Origin of the sequence: Bacillus sp. V59.32b (assembly GCF_003429085.1) — a bacterium.
Classification (GTDB): domain Bacteria; phylum Bacillota; class Bacilli; order Bacillales; family DSM-1321; genus Peribacillus.
Window position 1 is genome coordinate 1 of sequence record NZ_QVTC01000001.1, and the last position, 14,905, is coordinate 14,905.

Sequence of the window (14,905 nt, forward strand, 5' to 3'; positions counted from 1 at the left end):
GCTCACTATTAAAATTAACGTTGGCGCTTTGTTTTGTTCAGTTTTCAAAGAGCAATTTCACTGTCACTTCTTGTGAAAGCGACTTTCTTATAATAACAAATGCTAGCCATTAAGTCAATCATTTTTTTGATATTTAATAGGAGAAAGTATCTAAAAAAATACGCTTATTCAATAGCAGCTTTTATAATATATCAGCAGGGAAATAATCCGTCAATACTTTTTATACTAGAAAAATTTGCTTTAAAGCTTTTCTATTGTTTCTGTTCCTTGAATGTCTGCTTTGTCCTCATATACTTCATGCATTCCATCGACGGGGCGACTCTTTTAAATAAGTTGAACAAAATCTTGTATCTCTCCTCCATCGCTCGCTTTACGATATGGTCAATCCGCTCATCCTGCAAGTCGAACAAGATTTCATCGAGTTCCCTTTTTACGATGTATTCCATTTCTTTTTTCTCGATCTCATTAATCATTAAACCCAGCATCATTTCACCTCAAGCTATATTTTTCTTTTATATTTTCCCGAACCGCTTCTTTTATAATCCGAAATTATGCATAAAGCTTGGAATTCACCCATAGGATGAAGACAAGAGTGGTGGACGAGGTGAGTAAAATGAATTTTTTTATGGTGATTAGTGCACGTAGAATGAAACAATACGGGCTTGTGATTCTGACAGCTTTATTCGCGGCTTGGTTTCTTTTTTTGCAGAATATGTTACATACTCCTGTTTTTTCAACGTCAGATGGACCAAAGGCTATTTATAAAGGAGAGAAGAATATCGCATTAACCTTCAACATCGGCTGGGGAGATGAACGGGCTGTGCCAATCCTGAAAACACTGAAAGAAGAAAACGTGAAATCCGCTACATTTTTTCTTTCGGGATCGTGGGCAGAGAGGCATCCCGATGTCGTCGCTAAGATTGTAGAGGAAGGCTATGAGATTGGGCTGCTGGGATACTCTTATAAAGATTATTCGGATATAAAGGACGAAGAGATCACCAAGGATATATCGAAAGCACAGCAGGTATTCAAAAAACTAAACGTCAAAGACATTGAACTGCTGCGGTCGCCTACTGGTCATTTTGATAAGCGCCTGCTTAAGATCGGCGAGCGTTTTGGATATACGGTCGTCCACTGGAGCATTGATTCGAAGGATTGGACGAATCCCGGGGTCGATGACATTGTTCAGAATGTCGATCAGGCTCGCAAAGGAGATATTATTCTATTACACGCCTCCGATTCTGCTAAGCAGACAAATAAGGCACTGCCACAACTGCTTGAGGAAATCCGGTCTAAAAACCTTAGCTTGGTGACCGTATCAGAAATGATTTCTAACTCAAGTGCAAGGAATGAAGAAATAAAGTGAAAAAAGGGGGATAAGCTGCAACAAGCTTAACCCCCTTTTCGTTATTTCACCTTAACTTTTTTCTTAGTCCCAAGTTTCGCAGCCTGCTGTTTTTCTGATCGCTTGCTTTCCAGCTCCAGTTTCGATCTTTCAATCAGCTTATTCAAGATCAATAGTTGGTAAGCATTGCAAGCAAGCAGTGGAAACAGCATAAAATACAGCCACTCTTCATTGTTTACGCGTAAAACCGGTACCCATTCAAGCGTGGTTACAACCGTCATAAAAAACAAAGCGGGAATAAATGCCTGTTTGTTGGTTTGTTTCATCTTTACATATGCGGTGACCAAGCCCACGACCAATAAAAATAAAGCAAGCGCAAGATATGATCCTATACCCTCTCCATCGGCAAACGTCACAAAACGCAGATAAACGAGATCAAACAAAACAAACAAGATCAACATAATCTGTACTGCATTCCATAATTTAACGCTCTTAAATATTCCGAGCCCGAACCGGTGAATAGTCAAATAGGCAAAATATCCGGCCTGGCTGATTACACTAAAGATTAAGCCTACCCCAAACATCCAGATAAACGTGGAGAGAATCTCTCCTAAGTCAAAGGATGTAAACAGCGGTGCAAATTGATCCCAACGAGCAATAAATCCAACAATCCCCGCGGTAACCCCTCCGACAAGCAAGGTGGTCATAAATAATCGTACGATATTACGGCTATTCATCATTATCCCCCATGAACATTCTTTATATATCTTGATTGTACCAATCCACCTTCCAAAAATCTACATAATCTAACATCGAATAAAATTCGCCCGGCGGAATCATATTAACAATAAGAAGTCATGAAAGGGGCTCTTATAATGAGATCCAGAGTTTTTTTAATTCTGTTCTCCATGATGTGTCTCGTTATGACCGGCTGCGCTCAGAACGGGACGGGCGGAGAAAATACTGATTATGAAGAAACAAAAAAGATGGTTGTCGATATATTAAAAACGGATGATGGAAAAAATGCAATAAAAGATGTTATGGCTGATGATGGGATGAAAGACCAGCTTATTATGGATCAACAGGTGGTTTCAGACACGTTAGAAAAAGCTGTAACATCTGATAATGGGAAGAAATTTTGGGAAAAAGCCTTTGAAGATCCAAAGTTTGCGGCAGCTTATGCCAATAGCATGAAGGATGAACACGAAAGACTGATCAGGGATTTAACGAAGGATCCTCAATATCGCGCCATGATAATTGATATACTTAGGGACCCTTCCTTACAGGATGAATTCAAGTCATTGGTTAAAAGCAAGGAAATGCGGGAGATGTCAAAAGATACCCTTATCGAAACAATGGATAGCCCGCTTGTAAAAGCTAAATTAGCTGACATCCTGTTAAAAGCAGCGGAAGAGACACCGCCCAAACCAAGCGGTGGCGGTCAAGGGCAGCAAGGCGGAGGCGGACAATAATAAAACATGAAACGGCTGACTCATATAAAGTCAGCCGTTTCATATTTTATTTCTCTAGCATACCAATCGTCTTTTGTGCAATGTCGGTATAAATTCTTCCCAAACGGTGGTTTTCCGCATAAATCGATGGGGCAAAATCTTCATCGTTCCAATCGGGCTGCTCAAGCGGAAGCTGTCCTAGTACTTCTGTACGAAGTTCCTCTGCTAGCTTGTCACCGCCGCCTTGTCCGAAAACATATTCTTTCTCGCCGGTAGTCTTGCTTTCAAAGTAAGCCATGTTTTCAATGACACCGATCACTTCATGTTCCGTTTTGATTGCCATTGCCCCTGCTCTTGCGGCAACAAATGCTGCTGTCGGATGCGGAGTTGTGACAATGATTTCTTTACAAGATGGAAGCATCGAGTGAACATCCAGGGCAACATCGCCGGTTCCTGGCGGCAGGTCGAGCACTAAATAGTCGATATCTCCCCATTCGACCTCGTTAAAAAAGCTGTTCAGCATTTTGCCCAGCATCGGTCCTCTCCAGATAATAGGCGCATTATCTTCAACAAAGAAGCCCATACTCATCACTTTTACGCCAAGACGTTCAACCGGGATAATTCTTTCACCGCGAACTTGCGGCCGCTTCGAAATCCCCATCATGTCAGGCACACTGAAGCCATAGATATCAGCATCGACCAGACCCACCTTTTTGCCGAGACGGGCAAGAGCAGTCGCGAAATTAACGGAAACCGTAGACTTCCCTACGCCTCCTTTACCGCTGGCAATCGCGATAAACTTCGTCTTGCTGTTTGGTCCAAGCAAGCCGGCATCAACACTGTCCTGTGGCATATCGGTGCTGTGCTTGGCCAATTCTTCTTCAGGAAGATCGGTGAAACGAATCCCGACTGAATCTGCTCCGCCGCCTTTCAATATTTCAACAACCTTGGTCTGCATTTGAAGCTGTTCACCTGTACCGGTTTTCGCAATGGCAAGTTTAACGCTTACATGATTCTTTTCTGGTTTTATTTTTACTTCAAGGATTCCGCCTGTTTCCGCTAAACTTTTATGAAGAAAAGGGTCTTGAAGGTCCTTTAGTAAATTCAGTACTTTCTCTTCTGTTAACACACCCGGCACCTACCTCTTTTTATTCTTTTTTTCCCAAATAAGTATAACATATAAAATCCGGATTGCTTATACAGCAAGTTTGAAAACCCTTTATTTATTTTCCCCATATAAAGAAAACCCTGATTGGCGAGTTTAAGAAGGATAGCAGTTTACTTATACAAATAGAAAAAAGCCGGACATCATTTCTTCCGGCTTAAGGCTTATATTCGTTATCCGTTAGCTTCTCTTCGGTAAAATAACGCAGAACCCCTTTGAATACAGATGCTGAAATTTTCTCCTGATAGGGTTCCTTTAACAGGTTTGCCCTGTCTTCCGAATTCGAAAGAAAGCCTACCTCTACCAAGGCACCCGGCTTCTTGGCATTTCTCATTAGATAGACATTATCAATTAGCTTCGCTTCCCGGTTTGTATTTTCTAAATTCCGTTTGATTTCAGCCTGGATAAATTTAGCGACTTGTTCGTTCTCTTCATATCGTCTTGTATAGAATGTTTGGGCACCCTTCCACTGGCTTGACGGGAACGCATTAAGATGGACACTCAGGAACAAGTCCGCCTCGGAATCGTTGATCATTTTAACCCTATTTTGTAGATCTTGGCGTTTCCGGTTGCGGATTCCTTTTGTATTTTCATCAGCCAAATCGCTATCATCTTCCCTTGTCATGATGACAAGAGCTCCTTGCTCTTGCAAAAAATCCCTGATTTTAAACGTGACTTTTAACGCTATTTCTTTTTCGAGTGCCGACTGTACATTCGCCCCGCCATCAGGACCCCCATGGCCGGCATCAAGAATAATGATTTTTCCGGATAAAGGCAGATTCCATGAATTCCATGAATCATCTTCTACAAATTTTACTGTCACGATTAAAAACAAAAGGATGAATCCTATTGCAAAGCCGGTATATTTTAACTTCTTCCCCATATTCCGTCTCCTCCCGCTCGTCCTATAACTAAAAATATGGGACAGGGAGAGAAAATAGAACATCGCACACGTTGAAGTTGTTAATGAAGCCTCATTTTCCTCCGTTTTTCGCCTTTTTCAAAGCCATCTTTCCACCAAGCTTCTATATAGGCTTCACAGCGGTAATAGAGACTCTCGTTATGCATGTCGTTATCGCCGACTTTCCCCCAATAAAGAATAAAGTTAAACAAGGTATCGCTAAGATGTTTTTCTTCTTTACTGCTGCGGTTCCTGGCTTCTTCCATCGTCTCTCCGTAATAACCGAATTTACTGTAATTCGCACCGAGCAGGAAAGCCTCAATCGCGACATCACAAGAGGCTTCTTCAAGCACATCATTAAAATAATCTCCGCTCATCCTATCTGAACCGAAAAATTCCTGGACCCGGCTTTTTAATATGTCAATCGAAAGCTCCCTTAAGATCTTTCTGTCGTATTTAATTTGTTTTGCCTTCTGCTTCTCTCTTAGCGTTGTAATCACATTCATTTTATACACCCCATGAATCCCATAGTTCCTCTCCAATTCCCCGGTCTATTGCCGGGGATATGCCATTAGTTTTCGCCTTGCTGGCTTTGTGATGCTACTCTTTTTGCAGTTTGTTGATGGCAATTATTTATGAGGAAGCTTTATGGCTAATAAGGAGAATCTAAATTAGGGCATGGAAAAATGGAGACAAAATGAACCCCATGGAATAATGGTGTATGACGCCTGTCTGACTGATCTGTTACATGAGTCGTAAAAAGTAAAAAACCGACCTTTTATGGCCGGTTTCCTTCATTCATGTTGTCTTATCCATTGTCATCTGCTGGACAAGTTCCTTTTGCAATAATTCGTAGTGCCATCTATTGGCTGTTGCGGAAACTAACGTTTCTTAGTATCCAGCTCGGCTTCGATTTGGGAGACCTTCGAAGATTCAGCCATACGCCAGTAGACAATAAAACTAATGGCAATACAACCAGCTACATAGAAGTAAAAGAGCGACTCGACTCCAATATTCTTCAGCCATAGTGCAATGAATTCCGCCGTCCCGCCAAAGATTGCTACGGTGAGTGCATAAGGGAGTCCGACGCCAAGGGCACGGATTTCGGTCGGGAAGAGTTCAGCTTTCACAATTGCATTAATAGAAGTGTAACCGGTGACAATGATGAGACCCAGCATCATAAGCAAGAAAGCAATGAAAGGATTATTTGCCTGCTCCATGAACATGAATATTGGCACCGTCAACACTGTTCCGAGGATACCGAAGCTCATCAAGAGCGGACGACGTCCAATCCGGTCAGACAACGCGCCGGCTAGCGGTTGAAGCACGACAAATATCAACAGGGCAATAAAGTTAATCCAGCTGACGACCTCCTTGTCGAGGCCAACCGTATTCACCATGAACTTCTGGATATACGTCGTGTAGGTATAGAAGGCGACGGTTCCGCCAAGCGTTAGTCCGACCACTGTCAGCACCGCTTTCGGATGTTTCATTAGAACCCGAACGGTCCCGGCATTCGCCCGGGTTTCAGAACCCATTTTTGTGAACTGCTCCGATTCGTCCATTGTACGGCGCAGCCATAATACAGCCAAGGCTCCCATCGCTCCGATGACGAATGGAATCCGCCAGCCCCAGGACATCATATCGGCTTCGCTGAGAATTTGCTGAAGGATGATCTGGACACCCAAGGCCACCATTTGTCCTGCAACAAGCGTCACGTACTGGAAGCTCGAGTAGAAGCCTCGGCGGCCGCTTGAGGCCATCTCGGACAGATAGGTTGCCGACGTTCCATACTCTCCTCCTAACGATAACCCTTGAAGCAGACGTGCCAGAACGAGGATAATCGGTGCCATTATACCAATCGTGCCATAACCTGGAGTGCAAGCAATGATCAGAGAACCACCTGCCATGACTGTGATGGAAAGCGTCAGCGCAGCGCGGCGGCCATGGCGATCGGCATAGCGACCCATCAACAGGCTGCCTAATGGGCGCATCAAGAAGCCGACGGCGAAGATTGCCGCCGTGTTGAGCAATTGGCTCGTGGAGTCTCCTTCGGGAAAGAACGTTGCCGAGAAATATACGGCGAAAGCTGAATAGACATACCAGTCATACCATTCGATCAGATTTCCCACCGAACCTTTGAAGATGTTGCCTGTGATGCGTCTTGTGTTTTCACGTTCACTGGATTGATTCATTCTTATCCTCCTTCTGAATTACCGGTGCAGACGCTTTTAACCGTGCGTCAGCACACACATGGTTTGAAACTAAAAAAAACACTTCTTTCAATTTTCAATATGTAAGATTACTTTAAAATTATCTCATAATTCTAAAATAAAAGAAATTTTTAACCATTTCCTACAAGATGGAAAGATAAAAAAGAAAATACTCATTCCTAAAAGTTTTATATTATTCCAAGTACTATTTTGAAGAATAAAAAAGACCCCCAACCAAAATGGTTGAGAGCCTTTGAAGCGTAATATTAACGTTTTGAGAACTGAGGTGCACGACGAGCGCCTTTAAGACCGTATTTTTTACGTTCTTTCATACGAGCGTCACGAGTCAGTAGTCCTGCAGCTTTCAATGAGCCGCGGTATTCTGGATCAACTTGAAGCAATGCACGAGCGATGCCGTGACGGATTGCGCCAGCCTGGCCAGTGTATCCACCGCCGCTAACATTTACTAGTACATCATAGTTACCAGTTGTTTCAGTAGCAACTAGTGGCTGCTTTACTATTTCACGCAGTGCTGCAAATGGGATATATTCTTCAACTTCACGTTCGTTAACAATAATGCGGCCTTCGCCTGGTACTAAACGTACACGGGCAACTGAGCTTTTGCGACGGCCAGTACCATAATATTGAACTTGTGCCAAGATAGTAACCTCCTTATTAATTATCCGCGTAATTCGTATACTTCAGGCTGTTGAGCTTGATGCTGGTGCTCGTTTCCTGCATATACGTGCAATTTTTTGTAGATTTGACGACCTAGAGAATTCTTTGGAAGCATACCTTTGATAGCAAGTTCAAGCATTCTCTCCGGGTAGTTCGTACGCATTTCAAGAGCAGTTCTTGTTTTTAAACCGCCTGGATGCATAGTGTGACGGTAGTAGATCTTGTCAGTCAATTTCTTACCAGTCAATTCGATTTTAGAAGCATTGATTAGAATTACATGATCACCAGTGTCAACGTTCGGTGTAAAAGTTGGTTTGTTTTTGCCGCGTAAAATGGACGCTACTTCACTTGCAAGACGTCCCAAAGTTTTACCTTCAGCGTCTACAACGTACCATTTACGTTCAATTTCATTAGCTTTCGCCATAAAAGTTGTACGCATGATTACCCTCCTAAAAAGATCAATAGTTATATTTATTTTCAATCACAATAAGTTTTTTCCGGGGCTTATCGTGGGATTAAAATACATACCATATTATATTAAACTCTCCGCATAGCATTGTCAAGAAAATGTTACACCAGGATTAGTTGTTACAAGAAATGCGGAAGCGCCCAGCAAGTATGGAACATCGACTAAAATCTGCCACATCGTGTGGCAAACGTCGATGTCAGCCCATCCTGGGCAAGTCGTGACAGGCATAAGATGAACCGCGAGGAGGCAGTTCCCAGTGGTTTGGCTTAGAGGAATCTCGGCTAACCCGTTAATAAAGGAAGAACGACTAAGAACGCAACATCCTGTTGCAACGTCGTTCTGACCCACATCCTGTGGGCCCCCGAACGGCTGGGCGCTGGCCGACTAAGACCGCCACGTCCTTATGTCTTCGTCGGCGCAAGTCACGTCCTGTACGTCGCAGCTAGACATCCATCAAAGTTAAGAAGGTTCCAGTTACTTATAAAAAACTTCCCACAAATACAAGCCTTGTCCTGGTACGGTTTTTCCCGCGAAACTGCGATCCTTTTTTTGCAGGATCTCCGTTATGTCTTCGGGCTTTTTCTTCCCTGTGCCAATTTCAAGCAACGTTCCGACAAGGATGCGGACCATATTGTATAAAAACCCGCTTCCTACAAAACGCAACAGAAGCATGCCGTCTTCCTCAAACAGTTCTATTTCCCTCAGCGTCCGGACTTTATCGGCTACTTCCGTTTTGGCCGAGCAAAAGCTTGTGAAATCATGAGTACCCAAAAGCATGGGGATCGCTTTTTCCATGGCTTGATAATCCAATTCGAATGGAAAATGATAGGCATAATTTCGTTGGAATGGATCCCTTTTTTTCGAAAGAGAGATTTTATATCGATATTCCTTGCCCGTGGCATCGAATCGGGCATGAAAATCTGCAGCCACTTCTTTAATAGAAATGACTACAATTTCTTCAGGAAGAATGGCATTTAGTGCTTTTTCCCAGTTTTCGGCCGGGAATAAGTAAGGAGAATCAAAATGGATGACCTGCCCCTTTGCATGAACCCGTGCATCAGTCCGTCCAGAGGCACTTATTTTTATCTCCTCGCCTTTATGCATGCTGCCGAGTGCCTTTTCCATTTCCGATTGAACGGTCCGCTTATTAGGCTGGACCTGATATCCCGCAAACAAAGTGCCATCATAAGAAATAATACATTTATATCTGTGCATACTTCTCCCTCAATTTGAACGAAATACAAACAGTAAGACCGCTAAAATAACAAGTGTGACCATTAAAAGCGTGTCAATCGTATGCCAGCTTAATTGGCGGTATTTCGTCCGCCCTTCGCCGCCCTTGTATCCGCGTGCTTCCATGGCAATGGCCAACTCTTCCGCCCTCTTAAATGAACTGACAAACAAAGGAACAAGAAGGGGGACAATCGCTTTTACCCGTTCTTTAATCGGACCGGACGTAAAATCGACTCCGCGTGCTGTCTGTGCTTTCATGATTTTTTCGGTCTCTTCCATTAGGGTTGGAATGAACCGCAACGAAATCGACATCATCAACGCAAGTTCATGCACGGGCATTTTCCACTTCTTAAGAGGACCGAGCAGCTGCTCCAGGCCATCGGTAATCGAGATTGGCGAAGTGGTCAGCGTTAACAGTGACGTCACTAAAATCAAAAAGGTAAAACGTAAAGAAATATAGATCCCCTGGCGTAGACCGCCTTCGTATATTTTTACAAATCCAAGCTCAAACATAAGTGAGCCTTCCTTTGTGAAAAAAATATGGAGCAATAACGTAAATAAGATTAAGAACAAAATCGGTTTCAGTCCGTTGAACAGGAAGCGGACGGGAATTCTTGAAATAGCTATAAGGGCAAATGTAAACACAGCAAGTATCGAATAGGTTATCAGATTGTCAGCAAGAAATACGATGCATACAAATATGAAAACGAGCAATAATTTAGAACGGGGATCCATTCGGTGAATCGGTGACTCCAACGGAACATAACGCCCGAAAATCATTTTATCCAGCATTAGCGGCTCCCCCGTTCCATAACCCGTTTAATTTCCCCGGCCAAATCTTCAATGCTTAAACAAGGACGATCAAAACGGATTCCCATTTCTTTTTGCAGCTGTAATTGAAAACGCACGGTATTAGGCACATCCAGCCCTAATTCTATCAGTTGTTCCGGCTGGGAAAATATCTCCAGGGGCGTTCCTTTCTGATAGACCGTACCTTTGTGCATAATCACGATTTCATCCGCGTACCTGGCTGCATCCTCCATGCTGTGGGTAACCAGAACTGTGGTGATGCCTTGTTCTTTATGAAGCCGGTAAAACATGTCCATTATTTCCTTGCGTCCGCGCGGATCCAGGCCCGCTGTCGGCTCGTCAAGCACGAGTACTTCCGGTTCCATGGCAAGAACCCCGGCTATGGCTACCCGCCGCATTTGTCCGCCAGATAAATCAAAAGGCGATTTTTCGAGCATATCTTCCGAAAGGCCAACGAGCTTTAAGGCATTCCTTGCCTGTACCTTTGCTTTCTCTTCAGGCACACCAAAATTAATCGGGCCAAAACAGATATCCTTTTCCACCGTTTCTTCAAACAATTGATGCTCCGGAAATTGAAAAACAATCCCGACCTTTTGCCGGATCGGCCGCAGCTGTTTTTCCTTTCGACCGGACTCAATCGTACGATCTCCAATGATCACTCTGCCCTTTGTCGGTTTGATAAGAGCATTCAAATGCTGCAGCAGTGTTGACTTACCTGAACCAGTATGTCCGATGATCGCGACAAATGAACCAGGGTTGATTTCCATATTAACATCATGAATCGCCAGATGTTCAAAGGGCGTATCGATTTGGTAGCGGTATTCTACATCCTGGAGTTTAATTCGCATAAATCCTTCACCAACTCTTCTTCTGTTAAATGTCTATCAGCCAAATTAAGGTCCTGTTCTCGCAAAGCCTTGCCTAATTTGACGGTAAAGGGAATATCCAAACCTAAAGCGACTAATTCATCTTCCATAAGGAATATTTCATCTGGAGTCCCCTGACGATAAAGATGTCCCTGATTCATTACAATAATCCTGTCTGCTTTAGCCGCCTCTTCCAGGTCATGAGTGATCGAAATGACAGTCAATATATTCTCATCCTTTAATTCACGAACCGTATGAAGCACTTCCTCGCGTCCGCGCGGATCGAGCATGGATGTGGCTTCATCCAAAATGATAATGTCCGGCTTTAGTGCGAGCACTCCAGCTATCGCAACCCGCTGCTTTTGACCGCCGGAAAGATGGTGCGGCTCTTGATTAAGAAATTGATCCATTTTTACTTTACTTAGAGCTTCCTGGACACGTTCAACCATTAAACCTTGTTGAACTCCCAGGTTTTCTAAACCAAAAGCCACATCATCCTGAACAGTAGACCCTACAAATTGATTATCAGGATTTTGAAAAACCATACCGATCTTCTTCCGCACGTCCCACACCGTAGCCTCTGAGAGCTCTACATCATTGATAGTGATGGATCCAGATTTAGCAAAATGCAGGCCATTTAAAAGCTTTGCCAGCGTCGATTTTCCTGAACCATTATGTCCTACGATCGCGAGCCATTCACCCTTATAGACATCAAAGCTTACCCCGTCTATGGCGTCCAGGTCCTGGCCTTCATATTTAAAAGTAACGTCCTTTAATGTAACAAGCTTGTCCGTCATGTCTACCCTCCTATTCATCCCAAATCAACAAGCAGTTATTGATAACAATACTCGTTAATGAGATATCGCCAAAAATATCTGTTTGTCTTTATATTTCGATAATCGCTCTTAAATTTGAATACACAAAGGTCCATAATCCCTATTAATATTGTAGCTTCTCGAACTATTTTTGAATATAAAAAAACGCTGCACCCCTTCCACCGAATGTGGTTCGGTAAATTAAGAGCAGCTTTTCCTGAACCCAAGGCGTCCTTGGGTATCTTCTTATTTAACGCTTATAAAAAGCGGGAAGGGGTGCTTGAGCTAGACGTGAAGGGGAACTTGAAGTTCGCCAGCCATCGTAACACTCAATTCGCGTATTCTTGTAAGTAAATCTAGAGATGTTAAAAGAAAAAGGGCGAAGAACAAGTTAGATGTTCAACTGTCCCGCCCCGATTTAATCGCTGTTTAAACTAACTCGATAACCACGACTGGTGCACCATCACCGCGGCGTGGACCCATTTTCATGATACGAGTGTAGCCGCCTTGGCGTTCTTCATAACGCGCAGCGATGTCGCTGAATAGTTTTTGAACTGCGTCCTGGCCATTTTCAGCGTTGGCTACTTCATTACGAATGTATGCAGCTGCTTGACGGCGGGCATGTAAGTCTCCACGCTTGCCAAGAGTGATCATTTTTTCTACAACTGACCGTAATTCCTTTGCGCGTGCTTCTGTCGTTTCAATGCGCTCATGGATAATAAGGTCTGTAGCTAAATCACGAAGTAATGCTTTACGTTGTGCGCTAGTGCGTCCTAACTTTCTGTAACCCATTTTAGAGATTCCCTCCTTTGTTGAAGTTATATAATCTGTTAATCAGGTTCGCAGGCAAAATGGCTAGTTAACTACGGCTAACTAGTCATCAGTCGTCTTTACGCAGACCTAAACCTAACTCATCTAATTTTGCTTTCACTTCTTCAAGTGATTTACGTCCTAAGTTACGTACCTTCATCATATCTTCTTCTGTTTTATGAGCAAGCTCTTGAACAGTGTTGATACCGGCACGCTTTAGGCAGTTATAAGAACGAACAGAAAGATCTAGTTCCTCAATTGTCATTTCCAGAACTTTTTCTTTTTGATCTTCTTCTTTTTCAACCATGATTTCAGCATTTTGAGCTTCGTCAGTTAGCCCGACAAAAATATTCAAATGCTCTGTTAAAATCTTAGCTCCAAGTGCTACCGCTTCCTGTGGACCGTTACTTCCATCAGTCCAAACATCAAACGTCAGCTTGTCATAGTTTGTCATTTGTCCAACACGTGTGTTCTCTACTTGATAGGAAACACGCGCAACAGGAGTGAAAATAGAGTCGATAGGGATAACGCCGATTGGCTGATCCTCTCTCTTGTTTTGTTCAGCAGGAGTATAACCGCGGCCACGCCGTGCAGTTAATCTCATACGCATATGACCGTTCTTGCCTAATGTCGCAATGTGTAAATCTGGATTTAAGATTTCCACGTCACTGTCATGTGTAATGTCTGCTGCCGTAACTACTCCTTCATCCTGTACATCAATTTCAAGCGTCTTTTCTTCATCGGAGTAAATCTTCAGAGCTAGTTTTTTCACATTAAGAATAATAGAAGTAACATCTTCTACAACGCCTTCAATTGTTGAGAACTCGTGCATAACTCCATCTATTTGAATAGATGTGACAGCGGCACCTGGGAGTGAGGATAATAGAATACGACGTAAGGAGTTACCTAATGTTGTACCATACCCACGCTCTAGTGGCTCGACGACGAACTTACCGTATTTGGTGTCATCGTTGATTTCAACCGTTTCGATTTTTGGTTTTTCTATTTCTATCATTAATAAACCCTCCTTCAAAACGTCGAAACCCCGGTTCGTTCATCTACATTCAAACGTAACCGAAATTCCCCATGCATACGTTCCCGATTGTGCGCAACAACTGAATTAATCATTCTGTAAGAACGCAAACTTGTTATTATATCCCATTATTGACCAGAGATGCATAATCTATACAGAAAAATTATACACGGCGACGTTTTGGTGGACGGCATCCGTTATGTGGAACTGGAGTTACATCTTTAATTGCAGTTACTTCCAAACCGGCAGCTTGAAGAGCACGGATCGCAGCTTCACGTCCAGCACCTGGTCCTTTAACCGTAACTTCAAGAGTTTTCATGCCGTGTTCCATTGATGTCTTAGCAGCTGTTTCAGCAGCCATCTGCGCAGCGAACGGAGTGGATTTACGAGATCCGCGGAATCCTAAAGCGCCGGCGCTTGACCATGAAATCGCATTGCCATGAGAGTCAGTAATTGTAACGATAGTGTTATTGAATGTAGAACGGATATGTGCAATACCTGATTCGATATTCTTTTTCACACGACGTTTACGTGTATTAGTTTTACGTGCCATGAAAAGTAACCTCCTTTACTGATTATTTTTTCTTGTTAGCTACTGTACGACGAGGTCCTTTACGCGTACGAGCATTGTTCTTTGTATTTTGTCCACGAACCGGAAGACCGCGACGGTGACGTAATCCGCGATAGCTGCCAATTTCCATTAATCGTTTGATGTTTAGGGATACTTCACGACGAAGATCACCTTCTACCTTTAACTTATCGACGATATCACGAATCTTGTTTAGCTCGTCTTCAGTTAAATCGCGAACGCGAGTGTTCTCAGAAACACCAGCTTCTGAAAGAACTTTAGCCGCTGTTTGTTTACCAATACCAAAAATATATGTTAATGAAATGATAATACGTTTATCACGTGGAATATCTACACCAGCAATACGTGCCATTGATGAGTGCACCTCCTTCTAAATTAGCCTTGTTTTTGTTTATGTTTAGGGTTTTCGCAAATAACCATAACTTTACCTTTTCTGCGGATAACTTTACATTTCTCGCAGATTGGTTTTACTGATGGTCTGACTTTCATTGCTATCTAACCTCCTTATACAGATCGGAGCGTACCAG

Annotated in this window: 19 protein-coding genes; 2 read left to right on the top strand and 17 right to left on the bottom strand. The window is 43.1% G+C overall.

Annotation, left to right across the window (positions count from 1 at the left end; genetic code table 11):
* Positions 1-251: 251 nt before the first annotated feature.
* Positions 252-485: a hypothetical protein gene (locus D0463_RS00005; protein ID WP_117303833.1), complete on the bottom strand. Its 234-nt coding sequence runs from the start codon at positions 483-485 to the stop codon at positions 252-254.
* 128 nt (positions 486-613) lie between these two features.
* On the opposite strand from D0463_RS00005, the gene pdaB reads away from it, so the two are divergent.
* On the top strand, positions 614-1,366 hold the full coding sequence (gene pdaB, locus D0463_RS00010) for a polysaccharide deacetylase family sporulation protein PdaB (protein WP_117303834.1): 753 nt from the start codon (positions 614-616) through the stop codon (positions 1,364-1,366).
* A gap of 41 nt (positions 1,367-1,407) precedes the next feature.
* Here pdaB and D0463_RS00015 read toward each other — a convergent pair whose 3' ends face one another.
* Entirely contained in the window at positions 1,408-2,082 is a 675-nt protein-coding gene (locus D0463_RS00015) for a KinB-signaling pathway activation protein (RefSeq protein ID WP_117303835.1), read from the bottom strand.
* A 138-nt stretch (positions 2,083-2,220) separates the two neighbouring features.
* Between D0463_RS00015 and gerD the strand changes: the two genes are divergently transcribed.
* Positions 2,221-2,817 carry a spore germination lipoprotein GerD gene (gerD, locus tag D0463_RS00020; protein WP_117303836.1) on the top strand — a complete coding sequence of 199 codons (597 nt, stop codon included), beginning with the start codon at positions 2,221-2,223 and terminating at the stop codon, positions 2,815-2,817.
* Positions 2,818-2,863: 46 nt separating this feature from the next.
* Here gerD and D0463_RS00025 read toward each other — a convergent pair whose 3' ends face one another.
* The 15 genes from D0463_RS00025 to rpmJ form a co-directional block, all read right to left on the bottom strand.
* Positions 2,864-3,925, bottom strand: a complete 1,062-nt coding sequence (locus tag D0463_RS00025; RefSeq protein WP_117303837.1) for an Mrp/NBP35 family ATP-binding protein — start codon at positions 3,923-3,925, stop codon at positions 2,864-2,866.
* Between the two features lie 193 nt (positions 3,926-4,118).
* Positions 4,119-4,844 carry an N-acetylmuramoyl-L-alanine amidase CwlD gene (gene cwlD / locus D0463_RS00030; RefSeq protein ID WP_117303838.1) on the bottom strand — a complete coding sequence of 242 codons (726 nt, stop codon included), beginning with the start codon at positions 4,842-4,844 and terminating at the stop codon, positions 4,119-4,121.
* A gap of 80 nt (positions 4,845-4,924) precedes the next feature.
* Complete coding sequence (locus D0463_RS00035; RefSeq protein WP_117303839.1) at positions 4,925-5,368, bottom strand: DUF2521 family protein; 444 nt, start codon at positions 5,366-5,368, stop codon at positions 4,925-4,927.
* A gap of 375 nt (positions 5,369-5,743) precedes the next feature.
* Positions 5,744-7,057: an MFS transporter gene (locus tag D0463_RS00040; RefSeq protein WP_117303840.1), complete on the bottom strand. Its 1,314-nt coding sequence runs from the start codon at positions 7,055-7,057 to the stop codon at positions 5,744-5,746.
* Positions 7,058-7,341: 284 nt separating this feature from the next.
* Positions 7,342-7,734, bottom strand: a complete 393-nt coding sequence (gene rpsI / locus D0463_RS00045; RefSeq protein ID WP_117303841.1) for a 30S ribosomal protein S9 — start codon at positions 7,732-7,734, stop codon at positions 7,342-7,344.
* Between the two features lie 20 nt (positions 7,735-7,754).
* Entirely contained in the window at positions 7,755-8,192 is a 438-nt protein-coding gene (gene rplM, locus D0463_RS00050; RefSeq protein WP_117303842.1) for a 50S ribosomal protein L13, read from the bottom strand.
* A 504-nt stretch (positions 8,193-8,696) separates the two neighbouring features.
* Positions 8,697-9,437 (bottom strand): tRNA pseudouridine(38-40) synthase TruA, encoded by a 741-nt coding sequence (gene truA / locus D0463_RS00055; protein WP_117303843.1) that lies wholly within the window; start codon positions 9,435-9,437, stop codon positions 8,697-8,699.
* A 9-nt stretch (positions 9,438-9,446) separates the two neighbouring features.
* Positions 9,447-10,247, bottom strand: coding sequence for an energy-coupling factor transporter transmembrane component T family protein (locus tag D0463_RS00060; protein ID WP_117303844.1), 801 nt, complete (start codon positions 10,245-10,247; stop codon positions 9,447-9,449).
* Positions 10,247-11,113 carry an energy-coupling factor ABC transporter ATP-binding protein gene (locus tag D0463_RS00065; protein ID WP_117303845.1) on the bottom strand — a complete coding sequence of 289 codons (867 nt, stop codon included), beginning with the start codon at positions 11,111-11,113 and terminating at the stop codon, positions 10,247-10,249. The genes D0463_RS00060 and D0463_RS00065 overlap by 1 nt, the downstream gene beginning before the upstream one ends.
* On the bottom strand, positions 11,089-11,928 hold the full coding sequence (locus D0463_RS00070; RefSeq protein ID WP_117303846.1) for an energy-coupling factor ABC transporter ATP-binding protein: 840 nt from the start codon (positions 11,926-11,928) through the stop codon (positions 11,089-11,091). The genes D0463_RS00065 and D0463_RS00070 overlap by 25 nt, the downstream gene beginning before the upstream one ends.
* A 447-nt stretch (positions 11,929-12,375) precedes the next feature.
* A complete protein-coding gene (rplQ, locus tag D0463_RS00075; protein ID WP_117303847.1) occupies positions 12,376-12,738 on the bottom strand; it encodes a 50S ribosomal protein L17 in 363 nt (120 codons plus the stop codon).
* A gap of 88 nt (positions 12,739-12,826) precedes the next feature.
* On the bottom strand, positions 12,827-13,771 hold the full coding sequence (locus tag D0463_RS00080; protein WP_117303848.1) for a DNA-directed RNA polymerase subunit alpha: 945 nt from the start codon (positions 13,769-13,771) through the stop codon (positions 12,827-12,829).
* A 181-nt stretch (positions 13,772-13,952) separates the two neighbouring features.
* A complete protein-coding gene (gene rpsK / locus D0463_RS00085) occupies positions 13,953-14,342 on the bottom strand; it encodes a 30S ribosomal protein S11 (protein WP_117303849.1) in 390 nt (129 codons plus the stop codon).
* 22 nt (positions 14,343-14,364) lie between these two features.
* The gene (gene rpsM, locus D0463_RS00090) at positions 14,365-14,730 is read right to left on the bottom strand and encodes a 30S ribosomal protein S13 (RefSeq protein ID WP_117303850.1); all 366 of its coding nucleotides are present in this window, start codon (positions 14,728-14,730) and stop codon (positions 14,365-14,367) included.
* 23 nt (positions 14,731-14,753) lie between these two features.
* The gene (gene rpmJ / locus D0463_RS00095; protein WP_003156543.1) at positions 14,754-14,867 is read right to left on the bottom strand and encodes a 50S ribosomal protein L36; all 114 of its coding nucleotides are present in this window, start codon (positions 14,865-14,867) and stop codon (positions 14,754-14,756) included.
* Positions 14,868-14,905 lie beyond the last annotated feature (38 nt).

What these genes read in the sequence shown, in the direction of transcription:
- D0463_RS00005 (WP_117303833.1), bottom strand. Translation starts at nt 485, where the DNA reads ATGCTGGGTTTAATGATTAATGAGATCGAGAAAAAAGAAATGGAATAC.
- pdaB (WP_117303834.1), top strand. Translation starts at nt 614, where the DNA reads ATGAATTTTTTTATGGTGATTAGTGCACGTAGAATGAAACAATACGGG.
- D0463_RS00015 (WP_117303835.1), bottom strand. Translation starts at nt 2,082, where the DNA reads ATGAATAGCCGTAATATCGTACGATTATTTATGACCACCTTGCTTGTC.
- gerD (WP_117303836.1), top strand. Translation starts at nt 2,221, where the DNA reads ATGAGATCCAGAGTTTTTTTAATTCTGTTCTCCATGATGTGTCTCGTT.
- cwlD (WP_117303838.1), bottom strand. Translation starts at nt 4,844, where the DNA reads ATGGGGAAGAAGTTAAAATATACCGGCTTTGCAATAGGATTCATCCTT.
- D0463_RS00035 (WP_117303839.1), bottom strand. Translation starts at nt 5,368, where the DNA reads ATGAATGTGATTACAACGCTAAGAGAGAAGCAGAAGGCAAAACAAATT.
- D0463_RS00040 (WP_117303840.1), bottom strand. Translation starts at nt 7,057, where the DNA reads ATGAATCAATCCAGTGAACGTGAAAACACAAGACGCATCACAGGCAAC.
- rplM (WP_117303842.1), bottom strand. Translation starts at nt 8,192, where the DNA reads ATGCGTACAACTTTTATGGCGAAAGCTAATGAAATTGAACGTAAATGG.
- truA (WP_117303843.1), bottom strand. Translation starts at nt 9,437, where the DNA reads ATGCACAGATATAAATGTATTATTTCTTATGATGGCACTTTGTTTGCG.
- D0463_RS00060 (WP_117303844.1), bottom strand. Translation starts at nt 10,247, where the DNA reads ATGCTGGATAAAATGATTTTCGGGCGTTATGTTCCGTTGGAGTCACCG.
- D0463_RS00065 (WP_117303845.1), bottom strand. Translation starts at nt 11,113, where the DNA reads ATGCGAATTAAACTCCAGGATGTAGAATACCGCTACCAAATCGATACG.
- D0463_RS00070 (WP_117303846.1), bottom strand. Translation starts at nt 11,928, where the DNA reads ATGACGGACAAGCTTGTTACATTAAAGGACGTTACTTTTAAATATGAA.
- rplQ (WP_117303847.1), bottom strand. Translation starts at nt 12,738, where the DNA reads ATGGGTTACAGAAAGTTAGGACGCACTAGCGCACAACGTAAAGCATTA.
- D0463_RS00080 (WP_117303848.1), bottom strand. Translation starts at nt 13,771, where the DNA reads ATGATAGAAATAGAAAAACCAAAAATCGAAACGGTTGAAATCAACGAT.
- rpsK (WP_117303849.1), bottom strand. Translation starts at nt 14,342, where the DNA reads ATGGCACGTAAAACTAATACACGTAAACGTCGTGTGAAAAAGAATATC.
- rpsM (WP_117303850.1), bottom strand. Translation starts at nt 14,730, where the DNA reads ATGGCACGTATTGCTGGTGTAGATATTCCACGTGATAAACGTATTATC.
- rpmJ (WP_003156543.1), bottom strand. Translation starts at nt 14,867, where the DNA reads ATGAAAGTCAGACCATCAGTAAAACCAATCTGCGAGAAATGTAAAGTT.